This is a genomic window from Oxalicibacterium faecigallinarum (assembly GCF_014635705.1).
In the GTDB taxonomy this organism is placed as follows: Bacteria; Pseudomonadota; Gammaproteobacteria; order Burkholderiales; family Burkholderiaceae_D; genus Oxalicibacterium; species Oxalicibacterium faecigallinarum.
Window position 1 is genome coordinate 549,261 of record NZ_BMDI01000001.1, and the last position, 18,476, is coordinate 567,736.

General features: G+C 54.7%; 14 protein-coding genes. 10 read left to right on the forward strand and 4 right to left on the reverse strand.

What is annotated here, in order from left to right; genetic code table 11:
• Positions 1-5: 5 nt before the first annotated feature.
• A complete protein-coding gene (locus IEV29_RS02620; RefSeq protein ID WP_229726179.1) occupies positions 6-1,547 on the reverse strand; it encodes a DUF1800 domain-containing protein in 1,542 nt (513 codons plus the stop codon).
• Positions 1,548-1,948: 401 nt separating this feature from the next.
• On the opposite strand from IEV29_RS02620, the gene IEV29_RS02625 reads away from it, so the two are divergent.
• The 4 genes from IEV29_RS02625 to IEV29_RS02640 all read left to right on the forward strand — a co-directional run bounded on the left by IEV29_RS02625 (position 1,949) and on the right by IEV29_RS02640 (position 8,188).
• Positions 1,949-4,090 carry a TonB-dependent siderophore receptor gene (locus IEV29_RS02625; protein WP_188379713.1) on the forward strand — a complete coding sequence of 714 codons (2,142 nt, stop codon included), beginning with the start codon at positions 1,949-1,951 and terminating at the stop codon, positions 4,088-4,090.
• A 149-nt stretch (positions 4,091-4,239) separates the two neighbouring features.
• Positions 4,240-4,743: a sigma-70 family RNA polymerase sigma factor gene (locus IEV29_RS02630; RefSeq protein ID WP_188379714.1), complete on the forward strand. Its 504-nt coding sequence runs from the start codon at positions 4,240-4,242 to the stop codon at positions 4,741-4,743.
• A 2-nt stretch (positions 4,744-4,745) separates the two neighbouring features.
• Positions 4,746-5,732, forward strand: coding sequence for a FecR domain-containing protein (locus IEV29_RS02635; protein ID WP_188379715.1), 987 nt, complete (start codon positions 4,746-4,748; stop codon positions 5,730-5,732).
• Between the two features lie 140 nt (positions 5,733-5,872).
• Positions 5,873-8,188: a TonB-dependent siderophore receptor gene (locus tag IEV29_RS02640; RefSeq protein ID WP_229726181.1), complete on the forward strand. Its 2,316-nt coding sequence runs from the start codon at positions 5,873-5,875 to the stop codon at positions 8,186-8,188.
• 16 nt (positions 8,189-8,204) lie between these two features.
• On the opposite strand, the gene IEV29_RS02645 is transcribed toward IEV29_RS02640, so the two are convergent.
• The 3 genes from IEV29_RS02645 to IEV29_RS02655 form a co-directional block, all read right to left on the reverse strand.
• Positions 8,205-8,609: a group III truncated hemoglobin gene (locus IEV29_RS02645; protein ID WP_188379717.1), complete on the reverse strand. Its 405-nt coding sequence runs from the start codon at positions 8,607-8,609 to the stop codon at positions 8,205-8,207.
• A gap of 116 nt (positions 8,610-8,725) precedes the next feature.
• Complete coding sequence (locus IEV29_RS02650; protein WP_188379718.1) at positions 8,726-9,205, reverse strand: nuclear transport factor 2 family protein; 480 nt, start codon at positions 9,203-9,205, stop codon at positions 8,726-8,728.
• Positions 9,206-9,335: 130 nt separating this feature from the next.
• Positions 9,336-9,953, reverse strand: a complete 618-nt coding sequence (locus IEV29_RS02655; RefSeq protein WP_229726183.1) for a TetR/AcrR family transcriptional regulator — start codon at positions 9,951-9,953, stop codon at positions 9,336-9,338.
• 228 nt (positions 9,954-10,181) lie between these two features.
• Between IEV29_RS02655 and cydD the strand changes: the two genes are divergently transcribed.
• From cydD to IEV29_RS02685, 6 genes are all read left to right on the forward strand, one after another.
• Positions 10,182-11,870, forward strand: a complete 1,689-nt coding sequence (cydD, locus tag IEV29_RS02660) for a thiol reductant ABC exporter subunit CydD (RefSeq protein WP_188379719.1) — start codon at positions 10,182-10,184, stop codon at positions 11,868-11,870.
• The gene (locus IEV29_RS02665) at positions 11,867-13,606 is read left to right on the forward strand and encodes an amino acid ABC transporter ATP-binding/permease protein (RefSeq protein ID WP_229726187.1); all 1,740 of its coding nucleotides are present in this window, start codon (positions 11,867-11,869) and stop codon (positions 13,604-13,606) included. The genes cydD and IEV29_RS02665 overlap by 4 nt, the downstream gene beginning before the upstream one ends.
• Before the next feature lie 76 nt (positions 13,607-13,682).
• The gene (locus IEV29_RS02670) at positions 13,683-15,284 is read left to right on the forward strand and encodes a cytochrome ubiquinol oxidase subunit I (RefSeq protein WP_188379720.1); all 1,602 of its coding nucleotides are present in this window, start codon (positions 13,683-13,685) and stop codon (positions 15,282-15,284) included.
• Positions 15,281-16,435, forward strand: coding sequence for a cytochrome d ubiquinol oxidase subunit II (gene cydB / locus IEV29_RS02675; RefSeq protein WP_188379721.1), 1,155 nt, complete (start codon positions 15,281-15,283; stop codon positions 16,433-16,435). Before IEV29_RS02670 ends, cydB begins: the two co-directional genes overlap by 4 nt.
• Before the next feature lie 50 nt (positions 16,436-16,485).
• A complete protein-coding gene (gene cydX, locus IEV29_RS02680) occupies positions 16,486-16,608 on the forward strand; it encodes a cytochrome bd-I oxidase subunit CydX (RefSeq protein WP_188379722.1) in 123 nt (40 codons plus the stop codon).
• A 196-nt stretch (positions 16,609-16,804) separates the two neighbouring features.
• Complete coding sequence (locus IEV29_RS02685; RefSeq protein WP_188379723.1) at positions 16,805-18,448, forward strand: Na+/H+ antiporter; 1,644 nt, start codon at positions 16,805-16,807, stop codon at positions 18,446-18,448.
• The last annotated feature ends 28 nt before the right edge of the window (positions 18,449-18,476 follow it).

Genomic DNA, 18,476 nt, shown 5'->3' on the forward strand with positions numbered 1-18,476 from the left:
AGCGATTATTTCTGCATGAAATCCGGGCTGCCAAGCACCATCGAGGCACGTAGTGCGGGCGCTTGCGCCATGATGGTTTCACGTGTGGTTGCGGTGCTGGTCGGGCCAAGCGTATCGAACAGGTGTTGCGCATCCAGTGGTGTTGGCTTGCCTGTCGGTTGATTGTCGGAATCTGGTGTCTGCTGCATGCGTTGTACCAGCCGGCCTGAAGCCAGGTTGCCGGCAAAGGCAATGCGTTTGGTCAGCGCATCGGCATTGAGCCAAGCTTCTTGCGTATTCTTGTAGCCGTCCGGTGTCTGGCAACCATAGAGCGGCATGCCAAGCTGGTTCAACGTATTCAGCAATGGTCGGACATTGGTCACTTGAATATCCGCGGCACGGATGGACGAAATTACATATTGATACGGTGTCTTGAATTTGGCGTTGAAGGTGGACGGATGCATGAATTCATCGCTAAGAAACAGCGTACGGAGCACTTCCCGGAGATTGCCATCGCTTTGCAGATAGCCTTGTGCCATGCGTTTGACCAAGGTTTCAGGCGGTTTGTCGCTGACAAAATACTGGGCAAGCTGGTATGAGAGATGGCGTGCCGTTGCCGGATGACGCGCCAGAAAATCAAGTGCCTGCTCGCCTTCCGCCTGACCTCGCGAGTCGATGTGTTGTCCCATCCATTGCTTGTCGCCTTGATCGTGACGACCCATGTCGAAACGGAACAATTGGTTGTCCTGGATGAGCGCACGACGGTCAAATGTCCAGCCTGTCAGTATGCGTGCCAGTTCGGTCACGTCCTTTTGCGAATAGCCGCTATCGACGCCCAGTGTATGCAACTCCATCAGTTCGCGTGCGTAGTTCTCATTGAGACCGGTGCGACGTTTCGGTTGTACTTTGGCCGAGGTGTCATTGCCTTCCTGTGCTTCGCGTGTGGATAGCCAGTTGTCCAGATAAAACAGCATGGCCGGATGCCGTGCTGTCGCACCTAACAGATCACGGAACGAGCCCATCGCATAAGGGCGAATCGCGTCGCGCTCATAGCTGGCGATAAGAGGGCGGACCAGGTTTTTGCCGGCAAAGACGTTGAAGTGGTTGAACCAGAAATCTACCATCACCTCTTCCAGCTGGCATGGACTACAGATTGCGCGTAGCAACCTTGCTTCTGCGGTTTGTCGATTGATGCGTTCGGTAACTTCTTTCAAACGTACGCGTGCAGCGTCATCGCCACCTTGCGCTGCTTCGCGCGCTGCAATGTATTCCGCGGCCACGCGACCTGCTGGCAGTTGAATGACTTCCAATGCGTTCAGACGCGATGCCAGTTGTGCAGGCAAGGCAATACGTTCTGGCTGCAGTTGCTGATCGACGTACTGTGCGATCCCCATCTTGAGAACGCTTTCGATCTGTCCCTGTACCGGGCCATAGCCCAAGCGGTTAAGTACATGCAACGGCTGCCGATCCGAGAAGCGTTCCGCGAGCGATACGGATGGCACGAGTGCGGCTGTGGCAGTCCCGAGGCACAACATGCGGCGTTGACGATTGACGACCTGTTTATTCATGGATCAATAGTAGACCTGCTGTATGCAATTTGGTCCATATATGCGTGACGCATTAGTGAAGTGTGTAACGGACTGTATCGTGCGTTGCGTTTACAGATGGCAAGGAAAGGTGAAGATTAAGAGGTGAAGATTTTGTTTTCCATATCACTTTGTTCCTTTGTGGATGTTTCTCCTGATAAACAAAGCCCTGCAATTTGACTGCGCATCCAGTTAGTTGCAATAATGCTCACGCAAATTCATCCTCCAGCAAGCCACCTAGACGGTAGCCAGCCAATGCGAACCATCCGTGTAGGCTGCCGTCATTTCCAAGTTTGTCGTGCATTCCCATACCGGCATCGATCAGCTTTCTGATCGTGCGATGTGTTCGCTCCTTTCTCAACCAAACAGGGAGCAACCTCTGCATGACATGCGAAAAGAAACCTTCACTTTCACGTCTGACACGTTCCATTCGCTACGCCTTGCTGGCTAGCGCGACGACCACGTTTTCAGCTTTGCCTGCCTACGCGCAGGAGCAGCAAGCCAGGGATGCGGTGTTGCCTGCGGTAGAAGTAACGGGACAGCAGGAGACAGCAACGAGTCCGGTGCAAGGCTACCGTGCCACACGCGCTGCCACGGCAACCAAGACCGATACGCCTTTGGCAGAGACACCACAGTCGGTCACCGTAGTGACCAGGGACCAGATGACGGATCAGGGTGCAACTAATCTGCAGGATGCGCTGACCTACGCCGCTGGTGTGCGGTCGGATGCGTATGGAGTCGACTCTCGCAACGATGCATTCACCATTCGCGGTGCAACACCGACGACTTATGTTGATGGCATGCGACAGACGAATGGCTACTACACAAGCTCGGTGCGTCCTGATCCTTTTACGCTGGAGCGCATCGAGGTGTTGCGAGGCCCGTCAGCGATGATGTACGGACAGGGTTCAACGGGAGGCGTAGTGAATCTGGTTTCCAAACGTCCGCAGGAAACGTTTCAAGGTGAAGTCGGTGTACAGCTTGGTACCTTCGGCCGCAAGCAATTGCAGGCAGATGTCACCGGTCCGCTCAGTGAAGATGGCAAATGGTTGTACCGACTGGTCGCCGTGGCACGCGATTCGGATACGCAAGTTGATTTTGTTGGCGATGATCGCTTCTTGCTTGCCCCCAGTCTGACGTGGAAGCCGAGTGATCGCACTACACTTACTTTCCAGGCGTCGCATCAACGTGATCGCACCGGATCGACCGCCCAGTTCTTGCCGTGGGCCGGTATGGTGACCCCGAACGTAAGCGGACAAATTCCTTCCAGTCGTTTTATCGGTGAGCCAACAGATCGCTACGATACGGATCGCACAACAGTCGGTTACCTGCTTGAACACAAATTCAATGAGCAATGGATGGTGCGGCAAAACATGCGTTATGCGCGTAACAAGGTTGATTACGTAACGCACTACGCCGATTCCTTTGCAACCGATCCCTCGACAGGTCAGCCAGGTGGTTGGGCGATTGATCCTGTCAATCAGCGATTGATCCGTCGTATCGCCGGTGCACAACTGGATCACACGCGGATCACGACGATCGATCAGCATCTGCAAGGCAATCTGCAGACAGGCAACGTGAAACACACAGTACTGGCGGGGCTGGATTACACGGATTACCAACTTGATTCGGCACGTGGTAGTGGCAGCAATACCATTGACGTTTATGCACCGGTATATGGCAACCCGGTTTCCATGACACTGGTGAATCAGCCACGTAATACGCAGAAACAAACTGGGGTGTATCTGCAGGATCAGATGAAGTTTGGTGAAAAATGGATTGCCGTTCTGGGGGTAAGGCACGATCGCGTGACCAACGGCCTGGCAGGCAGTGCCGACAACAAGGACAGTGCTACAACCGGCCGTCTCGGCCTGATGTACCTGATGGATAACGGCTGGTCGCCTTATGTGAGTTACAGCGAGTCATTTACGCCGTTGACTGGTACGGATCGTCTGGGTACGCGTTACAAGCCGCTTGAAGGCGAACAGATCGAAGCAGGCGTGAAATACATGCCAGCCGATGGTAAAAGCCAATTCACAGCAGCCATCTGGAAAATAAAGGAAAAGAATCAGCAGACGAATGACCCGGTCAATCCATTGTTCAGAATTCAGGTCGACTCAACAAAGAACAAAGGACTGGAGCTGGAATGGCGTGCTGCCGTGACGCCAACGTTTGATGCGATTGCGCATTACAACTATCTGGATCTGGACGATAAATTGACGGGGATTCCCAAACATCAGGCCGCCGCCTGGGGGAAATGGAAGCTCAATGTCGGCGATGTGAGTGGTTTGTCATTTGGTGCCGGTGTACGTTACATGAGCTCATTCAAGGATGGTATTGCGCCGACCACGCCATCAGTCACCTTGCTGGATACGATGCTGTCATGGGATAACGGGCAATGGCGCTACGCACTCAACATCAATAACCTGACCGACAAGTTGTATAACGCAGCCTGCCTGTTGCGTGGTGATTGCTGGTATGGTGCACGGCGGACAGCAGTGGCGAGTGCGACGTATCGGTTCTGATCGGACATGAGGCATTCTTGCGACAAGCTTGCTGCGCCAAATTGACGCTGGATGCCTCAACTGAAATAATGAGAAACATTCTCATAAAGGGCGAGCCAGTCATTTAAATGCAGCCAGCCAATGTCTCCTATCATTAGCTTCTGCTCGCCTTGGCCTCTACTACTTCAAACACTCGTCACATTACCGAACTCTACGTAGAGCATCAGCCTTGGTTGCTTGGCTGGCTAAGAAGAAAGCTGGGTTGCGGTGATCATGCGGCTGATCTGACACAAGACACTTTTGTGCAGGTAATGAGTGCTGCACATGCTCAGGAAATGCATGAACCTCGTGCGTATCTGACGGTGATTGCCAAACGGTTAATGTTCAACTTCTGGCGTCGACGTGATCTGGAGCAGGCTTATCTGGATGCGCTTGCAGTGATGCCGGATGAGCATGCACCTTCCCAGGAGGACAGAGTGATTGTTTTGGAGGCGCTTACGCAAGTTGATCTGATGCTTGCGTCTCTGCCAGAGAAGGTTAAACAGGTTTTCTTATTGAATCAGTTGCATGAAATGACTTATGCCGAAATTGCAGTGCAACTCGGCATGCCGGTCATTACAGTGCGGCGCTATATGAAGCGTGCGTTGCAAGCGTGCTTGCAGCTGGAGCACTAAATATGCCGTCCGCATCTGTAATCGGCAATCATGGTTCCGAGACAATTCAGCCTGCTGCTCTTGAAGCAGCGATTGACTGGATGGTCGTTTTTCGCTCAGGTGATGTCAGCGAACTTGAGCGGTACCATTTTGAGTCTTGGAAAAATGCGCATCCACAGCATGCAGCAGCATGGCAGCATGTCACCGGATTTCTGGATCAGTCGTTCTCGCCGCTTCATGAAAAAAATCAGACTGCACTAGCAGAAAAACTGATTCTCCGTCCACAAAATAGGCAACGTCGCGCTGTCGTGCGTAGCCTCATCGCCATTGGATTCTTGGGCGGGACAAGTGCGGTGGTCATGCAGCAAGGTGATATGCAAGCTGTCGCTGCGGATTTAAGAACGGGTATCGGCGAACGTCGTCGTTTTGAGCTGGAGGATGGTAGTAGTGTCACGCTCAACGCCGATTCAGCGGTTGATGTCCGGTTCAAACAAGATCAGCGTGTGCTCCGTCTTTATAAAGGCGAATGCATTGTTGATATCCATCCTGATGCCAGCCGTCCATTATCGATTCAAACGGATTGCGGCACTGTTTTAGCAATTGATGGACGTGTTCTGGTCAAACAGCTTGATGCGCGTAGCTTTGTTTTGCCGTTCGACGGACCTGCGCAGATTACGCATCTTGACGGTCAACGCAGTCGAGTCAGTGCAGGTGAAGGCGTTTGGTTTGATCGTTATGCCAATCTGGAACCAGTAGGCAATGCTGGATACAAGGCCAGTTGGGAGCAGGGGATGTTGACCGTGCGTGACGAGCGTTTATCCGAGGTCGTTGCGGCGATTCGTCCTTATCGTGCAGGTTTTATTCGTATTTCACCCGAAGCGGCCAAGCTACGGGTTCTGGGCGCTTTCGTTCTTGATGACACCGACAGACTGATCGAATCACTTGTACAAACTCTGCCAATTCGTGTGGACTTTTACAGTCGCTGGTTGGCAGTGATCGATGTCGCATAAAAATTTACACCAAGTGATCACTTTTTCCTGAGTTGTTACACATGTCTTGTGAAGCATTTATTCACATACTCTCAGGAAAACACTTTATGCATCCGATTCCTCCAAGACGTTTTGCCAAAAGGCCGCTTGTTTTGGCATTGATGTTTGCTTTGTCAGCAGTTAATGCTTATGCGCAAACAGCGACGACTCCCGCTATAAAAGCCGCTGACGCTTTACACGATTATCGAATACCTGCCGGACCACTCGGCAGCACGCTGATCGAAATCGCACGTCAGGCAAACGTCACGATTTCCGTCAATCCGCAGTTGGTGCAAGGGCTACAGGCGCCTGCTATTCAGGGAAGATTGCATGTCAATCAGGCCGTACAGCAAGCATTGGCAGGACAAAAACTTGAACTTGCTCGTACCGCCAACGGGACGTTGACTGTTCAATCGCGTACATCTGATTCACCGCAAGGGGCGGAAACTACATTGCCAGTTGTCCAGGTGAACGGCAGTGACGCCATTGGTTATGTCGCGTTGCGAGGCGGCTCTGCTACTAAAACAGACACGCCATTGCTTGAAACGCCGATGTCGATATCCGTCATTACGCGCGCGCAGATGGATGCACAGGCGGTACAAACAGTAGAGCAATCTTTGCGTTACACGGCGGGTGTTTTAACGGAAATCACTGGCTACGATCTGCGCTATGCCAGTCTCAACATCCGTGGGTTCGATGCGACGCTGTATCGCGATGGCTTGCGTGTTTTTAAGTCTGGCACGTATGGCGACTGGCTGGCCGATCCGCAAGGCATTGAACGAGTCGAAGTGCTGAAAGGGCCTGTCGCAACGCTATACGGACAAGGTGGTCCTGGTGGGTTGGTTAATCAGGTCTCCAAGCGTCCTGTCGATGCATCGATCAATGACGTCACCGTGTCGGCCGGTAATCATGCACGGTATCAAACCACGTTCGACTTCAACCGTTCGTTGAATGAAGACGGTAGCTTGCTGTTTCGAGTGAACGGGCTGGCACGTGATGCAAAAACGCAAACGGATTACTCGCAAGATAATCGTTTCTATGTTGCCCCCGCACTGACCTGGAAGCCGAATGCAGCCACCTCGCTCACGATCCTTGCTGATTACACGCAAGATCGCATGACACCCAAAAGCTGGTGGCCGAATGAATCATTACTGAAAACCTATAACGGCCGATCAATACCGGTCAGGGCATTCGCGGGCGAACCTGGGTTCGATCATTACAATCGCGATATGGCTTCGCTAGCCTATCTGTTTGAGCATCGCTTTGACGATACGCTGGTACTGCGCCATAACGTGCGCTATGCTGATTTCAAGTTGGATTATCAGCATGTTTACGCGAGAGATGTTGTTGCAAATACGACGCGAGTCAATCGCTCAGCACTGATATCGCGCGTTAATAGTCGTGTGTTGACGGCGGATACGCATCTGCAAAAAGATTTGAATACAGGCAGCGTCAAGCACAAGCTGCTCGTTGGTGTGGATTATCAGGATTTTTCTGGCACTGAAGATTTGAATACGAGCGGCACGGCATCGCAACTGGATATTTTCAATCCGGTATATGGCGGCGCTGTGACGGTGCCATCGTTAGTGCGCAGCACAGCGACGGTCAAGCAGTATGGTTTGTATCTGCAAGACCAGATGAAATGGGGGCAGTGGATTGTCAATGCGGGGTTACGTCGAGACAAGGCTGAAACCTCGCGCGCGTCGGGTGCAACAACGATTCAAGTCGATGACGGGAAAACTACAGGTAATCTTGGTTTGCTTTATCTGTTTAATAATGGGTTAGCGCCATACGCCAGTTACTCGACATCTTTTGCGCCCGTTATAGGCACGAACTTCAATGGGACACCGCAACCAGAAACCGGCGAGCAATTTGAGATTGGCATGAAGTATCAGCCCGTCGGTTCAAATAGTTTTTTGGCGGCATCCCTGTTTGATTTGCGCAAGCAGAATGTGACGACAGTCGATCCGAATAACCCGGCACGACGCGTGCAAACGGGCGAAGTACGTTCACGCGGTCTGGAACTGGAAGGCAAGGCGAGTCTGACACGTCGGCTGGATTTGATTGCCAGCTACACCTGGCTTGATCCTGAAATCACCAAAAGCAATACTGCTGCCGAGCTTGGCAAGATGCCGTTTCAGACTGTGCGACATACGAGCAAGCTTTGGATAGATTACACATTCAGCAATGATGTGTTGCCAGGATGGGGTATCGGCGCGGGGGTAAGAAAAGTGGGCAAGTCGGTTGCAGATGTACCGGCCAATCTTTACTTCAATCCGGGCTACACACTGGTTGATGCTGCGGTGCATTACCAGTCAGGTCCGATTCGTTTTTCTCTGAATGCGGCAAATCTGTTTGATAAAGTGACTTTAGCCAATCGTGCGCAGTTTTATGGACAGGGGCGAACAATTACTGCGACCCTGGGTTATCGCTGGTAATTATTTCTGTATGTGATCAATCGAGCCGGAGGTCCTTCGGCATGGATCCCGGCTCGTTTTTCATTTGCCAGCTATACCAGAGGCTTTGTGCAATTCGTTGGGCGGTCGTATAAGCACGCTGGCCCATGGCTTCGTTCGGTTGTTCTTTTGTCGTTTCAAGAAAAAGTGACAGCCATCGCTGGAACAATGCTTCGTCCAGATGTGGCATGGCTGCATGCTTTTGCATTGGCGTGCCGGTGTACGAACCAGTCGCCCGCAGAATGGATGACCAGAAGCTGGTCAGGGTGAGCAGATGTTCGTCCCAGTCATGTACCTGTGTATTGAAGATCGGACCCAGTACATCATCCTTGCGCACTTTGGCATAAAAGGCATGGACGAGGGTGCGGACTTCTTCTTCGGTGCAAAGGTCGGGGGTGAGCATGATGCGGTCTGTGATGTAGGGCGAGAGTCGAAAACAGCCTCGATGGTAAACCTTTCGCCGCTTCGCTTGTTCGATGCAATCAAGCGAAGCGGTGAAAACGAATCAGAAACTGCGGATCAGAGGCCGAGTTCGGACAGGCCCGGGTGATCGTCGGGACGACGACCGAGAGGCCAGTGAAACTTGCGTTCCGATTCCTTGATCGGTTTGTCGTTGATTGATGCATAGCGGTTGATCATCAGACCGTCTTCACCAAACTCCCAGTTTTCATTGCCATACGAACGGAACCAGTTTCCGGCATCGTCATGCCATTCATAGGCGTAACGCACAGCAATGCGGTTCTCCGTGAAGGCCCACAATTCCTTGATCAGACGATAATCGAGTTCCTTGGCCCATTTGCGTTCGAGGAAGGCTTGTGCTTCGGCACGATTGGTGACGAACTCGGACCGGTTACGCCATTTAGTATCGACGCTGTAGGCGAGGGCAACTTTCTCAGGATTGCGACCGTTCCAGCCATCTTCTGCGAGACGCACTTTTTGTGCAGCGGTCTCACGGGTAAATGGTGGCAATGGCGGGCGAACGTTTGGATTGGCGGACATCTGAATCTCCTTTTAGGAACAACGGTAAGAACAGCAACTGATAACAACAATAAGAACTACGTGTACTGGGTCTTGCTTTCAAACTTATGTATCAAACTTGCGCATCAAATGTTATGTATGCCAAACGACATTACTTGCGCTGTGGCGGTCGCATGTCGAGCAGCTTGCGTGCAAGCTTTTGTGCTTCACGCGCTGCTTCTTTCTTTTCCATGACGAGTGCAACCGTGATCGCGCCATCGATCAGGATTAGAAATTCCGCTGCCAATTCATCCGGATCATCTGCGCCGTATTCTTCTGCCAGTTGCCGCAGGTAATCACGCAACTTGACCTTGTGCAGTTTGGCGACTGCGCGAATCGGATCGCCAGGATCGCCGATCTCACCTGCGGCATTGATGAAGGCGCAGCCGCGAAAATCCGGCGTAAAAAACCATTGCTCCAGCGCATCGAAGGTGGAGAGCAGCCGACCTGCTGGCGTGTCTGCCTTGCCGCTGGTTGTAATAAACCAGTTCATCCAGCGTACGTCGCGCTTGGCTAACGCATCGGCGACCAGCTCATCTTTATCCTTGTAGTAGCGATAGATGGTTTTTCTTGCAACGCCCGATTCCTTGACTATTCTGTCCATGCCGGTTGCGGTAATGCCGCCCGCATAGATCAGCCGCTCAGTCGCTGCGAGCAGCTTGCGCTGGGTTTCGGTGAGTGTCGGATCGTCCATGTGGCGCATGGTAGAACGATCGTTCTCCTTCGTCAAGCGGTTTTACGCACTTCGTTCGCAATCTGTTGTTCGCGACTTTGCGCTTGAGCAAGGATTGCTGATTAGTTGATGTAGCTCAAAAGATGAAATTCTGGTTGGCGCAACATACGGTCAACCACTGAAGATAAGTGGGGCAGTTTGTCCTTGGCGCATGTGCATGGACATATTGTCCTCGGGTGATTTGCCATATCGACAGACTATTTCGACTGATCGACACTCCGTCTCATGAAACAAGCAGCCGCCATGTTTTCACAATTGCGTCTTTCGCAAGGAAGAGGGCGGGGCAGCTTTTTCCAAACGGTAGCCTCCTTGATCTGGATTCCGCAGGCAGCGTTGCTGGCGTACTCCTTGCAAATGCTGGCAGATGGTCATGGCGTTCGTGCCGTTGTGATGCCTGCGCTGGCGATTTTCGTGCTGGCTGTTGCACGTGCGGTGACCGACATGATCGGTTTGCGTCTTGTCTTCAAAAGTGCGCGCGCCAGGCTGGGTGCCTTGCGTGCAAACCTCGTGCAGTCGCTGGCAATGCGTTCACCGATTGATCCGCAAAGACCGGCTTCCGGCATGGCAGCCAGCGCCATGGCCGAGCAGACGGAAGCCGTCTTGCCGTACCTCGTTCGTTATCAGCCCGCACGTCTGCGCGCAACCGTCGTGCCATTGGTGATTTTTGCTGTCGTGTTTGCCGTGTCGTGGTTGGCGGGATTGATCCTGCTGGTTGCAGCACCGCTGATTCCGATCTTCATGGCACTGGTTGGATGGCGCGCCAAAGCTGCCAGCGATGCGCACATGGGCGAGATCGGCAACATGAACGCGTTTCTTCTCGATCGCCTGCGTGGACTGACGACGATTCGCGCGCTGGATGCCGTCGGCGCAACGGCGCAGCGATTGCACGATACCGCACAGGCATTGCGTCGTCGCACCATAACCGTGCTGCGCATTGCCTTTCTTTCTTCTGCTGTGCTGGAACTGTTTGCTGCGCTTGGTGTGGCGATGGTCGCGGTCTATGTCGGTTTTCACCTGCTGGGCCAACTGAATTTTGGGGCATGGAGCGACAAACTGACGCTGGGGCAAGGCTTGTTTGTCTTGTTGCTGGCGCCAGCGTTCTTTGAGCCTTTGCGTGAACTGTCCGCTGTCTGGCATGACCGTGCTGCCGGCGAAGCAGCACTCGATCAGATCGAACAATTGATGCAAGAGGGCATGCACATGCCTGAAAACGGTCTGCGCATGGTGGACGCCGTGACGCCTGCCAGAGCAGTCAAGACACCCCCGTCAATCACGATTCGCAACCTGCATTTTGCCTATCCCGATGGCGTACAAGTGTTCAACGGATTGCATGCGCATGTACGCGCGGGCGAACATGTTGCGCTCGTCGCACCAAGTGGTGCGGGTAAATCCACCTTGCAAGCATTGATTGCGGGCATGGCCATCGCGCAGCATGGCGACATTCTTGTCGATGGTGTACCGCTGCAGGCGGATACGGTCAGTGCCTTGCGCGCGCGCATGGCATGGATTGGTCAGAAGCCGCACGTCTTTGCCGGATCGGTCCGCAGCAATATCGCTTTAGGGCGGAAAGAGATTGGCAAGGACGATGTCGAGCTGGCCTTGCATCTGGCCGCCCTGCATAAGGTGCCACAGGCACAGCCTGGCGTCATGCTGGGAGAAATGGGAGGCGGGCTCTCCGGCGGTGAGGCGGTGCGTCTGGCACTTGCACGTGCGGCTGCCAATCCCCATGCCGACATTCTGCTGGTCGATGAACCAACCGCACATCTGGATCGCGAGACGTCCGAACAAGTGATGCGTGCCTTGTTGCGACTGGCAAAAGACAAAACCATGCTGGTTGCAACGCACGACCCTGCATTGATCGAGCAACTGGATCGATCCATTGTGCTTGGTGAGGAAGTCAGGGTGCGTGCATGAATATCAATACGGGTACCCTCGGCTGGATACGTACCTTGCAGGAGCTTCGCGCCGTTCTTCATCTGTTTGCAACCGAACATCGCAAACAGGCATGGCTCGGTGCCGGCGTTGCCGCGCTGACAGTTTTGTCCGGCATGGCATTGCTTGGCCTGTCCGGCTGGTTCATTACCGCGACTGCGATTGCCGGCTTGAATGTCGCGCTCGCTTTCGCATTTGACGTCTTCATGCCGTCTGCCGGTATCCGTTTGCTGGCCATGGGACGCACCGGCTTGCGTTATGCCGAGCGTCTGGTCACGCATGATACGACCTTGAGCGTACTTGCCAGACTGCGTGTGCGTCTGTTTCGCGGCTGGGCGCAGCCACAGGCTGCCAGACGGTTACTGGCACGTCCTGCTCAAATTCTGTTTCGACTGACGACCGACATCGATGCGCTTGATTCCGTTTATCTGCGGATCATGGTGCCGATGCTTTCGGCGATGGTTGCTGCGGTCGTTACCGGTATTGCCCTTGCCTTTATTCAGCCCTGGCTGGGTCTTGCGATCACGGTCTGGTTGCTGGTGAGCGGATTGGGTATCGCGGTGGTCGTTGCATGGCGAGCACGTCATATTGCGCGTTTGCGCTATCACGCGCTGGAAGCATTGCGCGCGCGCAGCATCGATCTGGTTTCTGGTCAGGGCGAATTGCTCATGCATGGCCAGTTGCAGATGCAATGCGAGAAGTTGCGGGCTGCCGATGCACGTATCGCGGAAGCCGACGATGCACTCAATCATCTGGAATCGCTATCCGGCATGGCATACGTGATTGCGGGCGCAGCCATGCTGTGTGGCACCTTGCTGACTGTCGCTGCCTTGGTAGAGCAAGGCAATATCGATACGCCGGTCGCCGCCTTGGCCTTGCTGCTCGTGCTTACGGCGACCGAGCCCTTTGCGGCCTTGCGTCGTGGCTCGCTGGAATGGGGCCGTACCTTGTTGGCAGCAAAGCGTCTGGCGAACCGGATCGATCAGCCATTGGATCAACTGCTTGCTCTGCCACCATCGGACAGCAGACTGGCGATTGATTTGCGTGAAGTGGATGTCCATCCGGACGACAGCGAGGGCGTGCATCGTCCTTATCTTCAACATCTTTCCTTATCCATCCAGATTGGTGAACGTGTCGCCCTGATCGGCCATAGCGGTGCCGGCAAATCGACGTTGATGGCATTGATCGCAGGCGAGTTATCTGCACTGCGCGGGCAGCGTGCCGTCGTGCCACACACCATGCTGAATCAGCGAACCGAATTGTTTCAGGACAGCGTGCGGGACAACCTCTTGCTGGCCGATCCACACGCAGACGATCCCTTGCTCTGGCGCGTGCTTGCCGTAGCGGGACTGGCAGAAACCGTGGCAGCCATGCCGCAAGGACTGCATAGCCGACTGGGTGAGGGCGGTTTCGGCTTGTCCGGTGGGCAGGCACGTCGTCTGGCGCTGGCACGCGTGCTGTTGCGCGATGTGCCGCTGTGGTTACTGGATGAACCGACAGAAGGGCTGGATCAACGCACTGCGAAGGATGTGCTGACGCGATTGCAGCAGGCACTGGCAGAGAACAAATCGCGAACCATCTTGATGGCGACACATGTCCGTCGCGAGGCCGAACTGGCTGATCGCATTGTGCGTATGCATCGTGGTGTGATCGTGGCCGATGTACGGCGCGGTGATCCCTTGTTTGATGCCTTGCTGGCGTCGCTGCGCAGTGATTGACGCATCAAAGATGCGGATTGAAATGATTTGTTTTGAGTTGTACGGGTTTTAGGGAAGGTTTTTAAAAGAGGACGTTATGGATCTCGATATTGTTTCACTCTCGCGATTACAGTTTGCCGCGACGGCGCTGTATCACTTTCTGTTTGTACCATTGACCATCGGTTTGTCGATCCTGCTGGCGATCATGGAAACCGTGTATGTCATGACGGGCCGTGTGATCTGGCGCGACATGACCAAGTTCTGGGGCACGCTGTTCGGCATCAACTTCGCCATGGGTGTGGCGACCGGCATCGTGATGGAATTCCAGTTCGGCATGAACTGGAGCTACTACAGCCATTACGTCGGTGACGTCTTCGGTGCGCCGCTGGCAATCGAAGGCTTAATGGCTTTCTTCCTCGAGGCAACCTTTGTCGGTCTGTTCTTCTTCGGTTGGGACAAGCTGTCCAAGGTCGGCCATCTGATCACGACCTGGGCGGTGGCACTGGGCTCGAATCTGTCTGCACTGTGGATTCTGATTGCCAACGGCTGGATGCAGAATCCGGTCGGTGCCGCGCTCAATCCCGACACCATGCGCATGGAAGTAACCAACTTCTTTGATGTGCTGACCAATCCGGTGGCACAAGCCAAGTTCGTGCACACGGTATCGGCAGGTTATGTAACGGCAGCGATTTTCGTGCTGGGCGTGTCGGCCTGGTATGTGCTCAAAGGTCGTCACTTGGACATCGCCAAGCGTTCGATGACGGTGGCCGCTTCCTTCGGTCTGGCTGCGGCCCTGTCGGTTGTCGTGCTGGGCGACGAAAGCGGTTATCTGTCGACCGAACATCAGCGGATGAAACTGGCCGCGATCGAAGGCATGTGGGACACGCAGGATGCGCCTGCTGCGTTCACGCTGATCGGTTTCCCCGATCAGGAAGCGCGCGAGAATCACTACGCGATTCACATTCCCTTCGTCATGGGTCTGATCGGTACGCGTTCGCTCAATACCTCCATCCCCGGCATCATCGAGCTGGTCGAGCGTGCCGAAGGCCGGATCAGCAATGGTCTCAAAGCCTACGATGCGTTGCAGAAGATCCGTGAAAACGGCGGCATGAAGAACATCACGCATGAATTGCAGACACAGTTCGAGGAAAACGGCGGCGATCTGGGCTATGCCTTGCTGCTGCGTCGTTACGTGGATGATCCGCGTCAGGCCACGCCTGAACAGATCAAGCAGGCAGCCTGGGATACCGTACCGCAGGTCTCGCCGCTGTTCTGGAGCTTCCGCATCATGGTCGCCATCGGCATCTTCATGATCCTGCTGACGGGTACCTTCTTCGTATTGTCGGCACGTCGTGCGCTGGATCGCCATCGCTGGTTGCTGAAGGTTGCCGTATGGTCGATTCCACTGCCGTGGATTGCCGCTGAAGCAGGCTGGTTCGTTGCCGAATTCGGCCGTCAGCCTTGGGTGATCGAAGGTGTGCTGCCAACGGCGGTGGCGGTGTCGAATCTCGGCATCAAGACCTTGCTGATTTCGCTGGCCGGCTTTGTCGCGATCTATACCGTGCTGTTGATCGTCGAAATGAAGCTCATGCTCAAGGCGATCCGCAAGGGACCGCAGACCGAACATGATCCGAATGAAGGCGTCAATGTCCGCGCCAATCAACCTTCCGCACCAACTGCTACCGTGGAGCTCGCATGATTCTGCATACCTTAATTGACTACGACGTACTGCGTCTGATCTGGTGGCTGCTGTTGGGCGTGCTGCTGGTTGGCTTTGCCGTGACCGACGGCTTTGATCTCGGCACAGGAATCCTGCTGCCATTTGTCGGCAAGACCGACGTTGAGCGACGTGTCGTCATCAACGCCGTCGGACCTGTGTGGGAAGGCAATCAGGTCTGGCTGATCCTCGGCGGCGGCGCGATTTTCGCCGCGTGGCCGCAGTTGTACGCGGTGTCATTTTCCGGTTTTTATCTGGCGATGTTTGCGATTCTGACGGCCTTGATCGTCCGTCCGGTCGCATTCAAGTTCCGCAGCAAGCGCGAAGATGCCGGCTGGCGTCGTGCATGGGATATGGCCCTGTTTTTCTCCGGTTTTGTTCCTGCATTGATTTTTGGTGTGGCGATGGGCAACGTGCTGCAAGGTGTGCCATTCCGTCTGGATGACAGCATGCAGATTTTCTACGAGGGCAGTTTCTTCGGCCTCCTCAATCCGTTTGCCTTGCTGTGCGGTCTGGTTTCGGTTGCCATGCTGGTCATGCATGGTGCCGCCTGGTTGCAGCTGAAAACACAGGATGCGGTAGCGGATCGTGCGCGTCGTTTTGGCGGCATTGCAGCGCTGGCCACCGTGGTGTTGTATGCGGTTGCTGGTGTATTGCTGTGGCTGTATATCGATGGCTATCACATCAGCAGTGCCATCGATACGACGGGGCCGTCCAATCCCTTGCTGAAAGTGGCAGAAACACAGCCAGGGATCTGGTTTGCCAACTATCAGGCCCATCCGTGGACGATCGCCGCACCGGCCATCGGTTTGCTGGGTGCGCTGGGCGCATGGATTGGTTTGTGCAAACGTCGTGAGCTCTTTGCCTTGCTGAGCAGCACCCTGAGTATTGCAGGCATTGTGTTGAGCGTTGGCGCATCCATGTTCCCGTTCATCCTGCCCTCATCGCTCGATCCTCGCGCCAGTCTGACAGTATGGGATTCGTCTTCCAGCCATTTGACGTTGTTCATCATGCTGGTCTGCACGGCGATCTTCATGCCGCTGATTCTGATGTACACGAGCTGGGTCTATCACGTGCTGTGGGGCAAGGTGGATGAGCAGGCGATCCGTGACGACAGCGGTCACGCCTACTAATTAATGAGGAGGCATCCTGGTGATGCCTCCAGAACCGGAAAGGAAAACGTATGTGGTATTTCGCCTGGATTCTCGGTCTGCCACTGGCAGCCGCTTTCGCTGTCCTCAATGCCATGTGGTATGAGTTGATGGACGATGAGGCGATCCGTCGTGAAAAGATGGATCGTGCCTGATTGATCAGGGATGGCATGTATTGATTCATGTTGGTTGTAACGGAAGGTAAATAGGGACATCCCCGCATTTCCTTCCGGACAGCAGCGGCGTAGAATCGGAAACGGTCGGCACGTGTCGGCCGTTTTGTCTTGCGCCGGGCGTTGTGACTCGTGCGCGTTTCTTAGGTGCTTCACTCCTGATCGGCACACCGCGCCAATGCATAACGTCACTGTCGTTCTGATTCTGCTGCTTGCCGTGGTGGCAAGTGCTTTTTTCTCCCGGTTGTTGCCATTGAGTGTGCCGTTGCCACTGGTGCAGATTGCGGCAGGTGCCGGCCTGTCTTACGGCTTCGGCATGACGGTGCCGCTGGATCCCGAATTTTTCTTCCTGTTTTTCATTCCGCCATTGCTGTTCCTCGATGGCTGGCGGATTCCCAAGAGTGCCTTTTTTCGTGATGCGCGGCCAATTGTCACGCTGGCGATCGGGCTGGTGCTCTTTACGGTGATCGGCGTCGGCTATTTTGTGCACTGGTTGATTCCGGCCGTGCCGCTGGCGGCGGCGTTTGCGCTGGCAGCCATTTTGTCGCCGACCGATCCGGTTGCCGTGTCGGCGATTGCGTCGCAAAGTCCGATTCCGTCACGGCTCATGCATATTCTGGAAGGGGAATCGTTGTTGAACGATGCCTCCGGTCTGGTCTGTTTTCACTTTGCCGTACTGGCGGTGATTACCGGTACGTTCTCCTTGCTGGATGCCGGTGTGGACTTTCTGCAGGCGGCCGGTGGTGGCGTAGTGGCCGGTGTCGCTGTGGCGTGGCTGATTGGTGTGCTCAATCGCTGGCTGGTTGTCGCCGCAGGTGAAGATCCGGGCACGCAGATTCTGATTAGTCTGCTGGTGCCGTTTGCCGCGTATATGGCGGCCGAGCATATTGGCGGCTCGGGCATTCTGGCTGCGGCGACTGCGGGTATCACCATGCATTACACCGATCTGGTTGGTCGACGGCTGGCAGCGACACGCATGCAGCGCCGTGCCGTATGGGACACGATCCAGATGGCCTTGAATGGGGTGATTTTCGTGATTCTGGGTGCTCAGTTGCGCAGTACCCTGGAAGGATTGCCGCAGGTGGCGGCCGAGCTTGGGTTGGAAAGCGCCTGGTGGCTTGCATGGTATGTGCTGGCAATCACCGTGGTGCTGTCGGTACTGCGTTTTCTGTGGGTGTGGAGCTCGCTGAAGTTCACCCTGTTTCGCAAGAAGGATAAAGACAGTGCAACCGAGAAAAAGCCGTCGATCCTGCTGATGCTGGTGACGGCATTTGCCGGCGTGCGCGGTGCGCTGACGCTGGCAGGCATTCTGACCCTTCCATACCTGTTACCGGATGGCGGTGCCTTTCCGGCACGTGATCTTCTTATCTTTCTGGCAAAGGGCGTGATTATGTTGTCTTTGCTGACCGCCAGTATTGCCTTGCCATTACTCACACGTGATCTGGATTTGCGGCCGGAACCGGCCATGGGTGCCGGTGAAGGGGAAGCGCGCGCGGCAGCGGCTGAGGCTGCAATGATCCGTTTGCGGCAAATCAACGAAGAGGTTTCCGGCAGCGATGATGCCGGCGCCGAGGCGGTTGCGCGGGTGATGGAACTGTATCAGCGTCGCCTGGACTACGGGATTCGCGAAGGGGAAGAGGCGCAACGTTTGCGCCGTCTGGCCGAATCCGAACGCAGCTTCCGCCTGGAAGCCATTCGGGCAGAGCGTGAGCAATTGTTCCAGATGTGGCTGGCCGACAAGCTGGACGATCAGGTGCATCAAAGTCTGTTGCGCGAGCTCGATTTGATTGAAAATGCGCTGAGTCGCGAGCGCGGCCATTGACTGACACGTCGGTAGGTAAGAGCGGGGC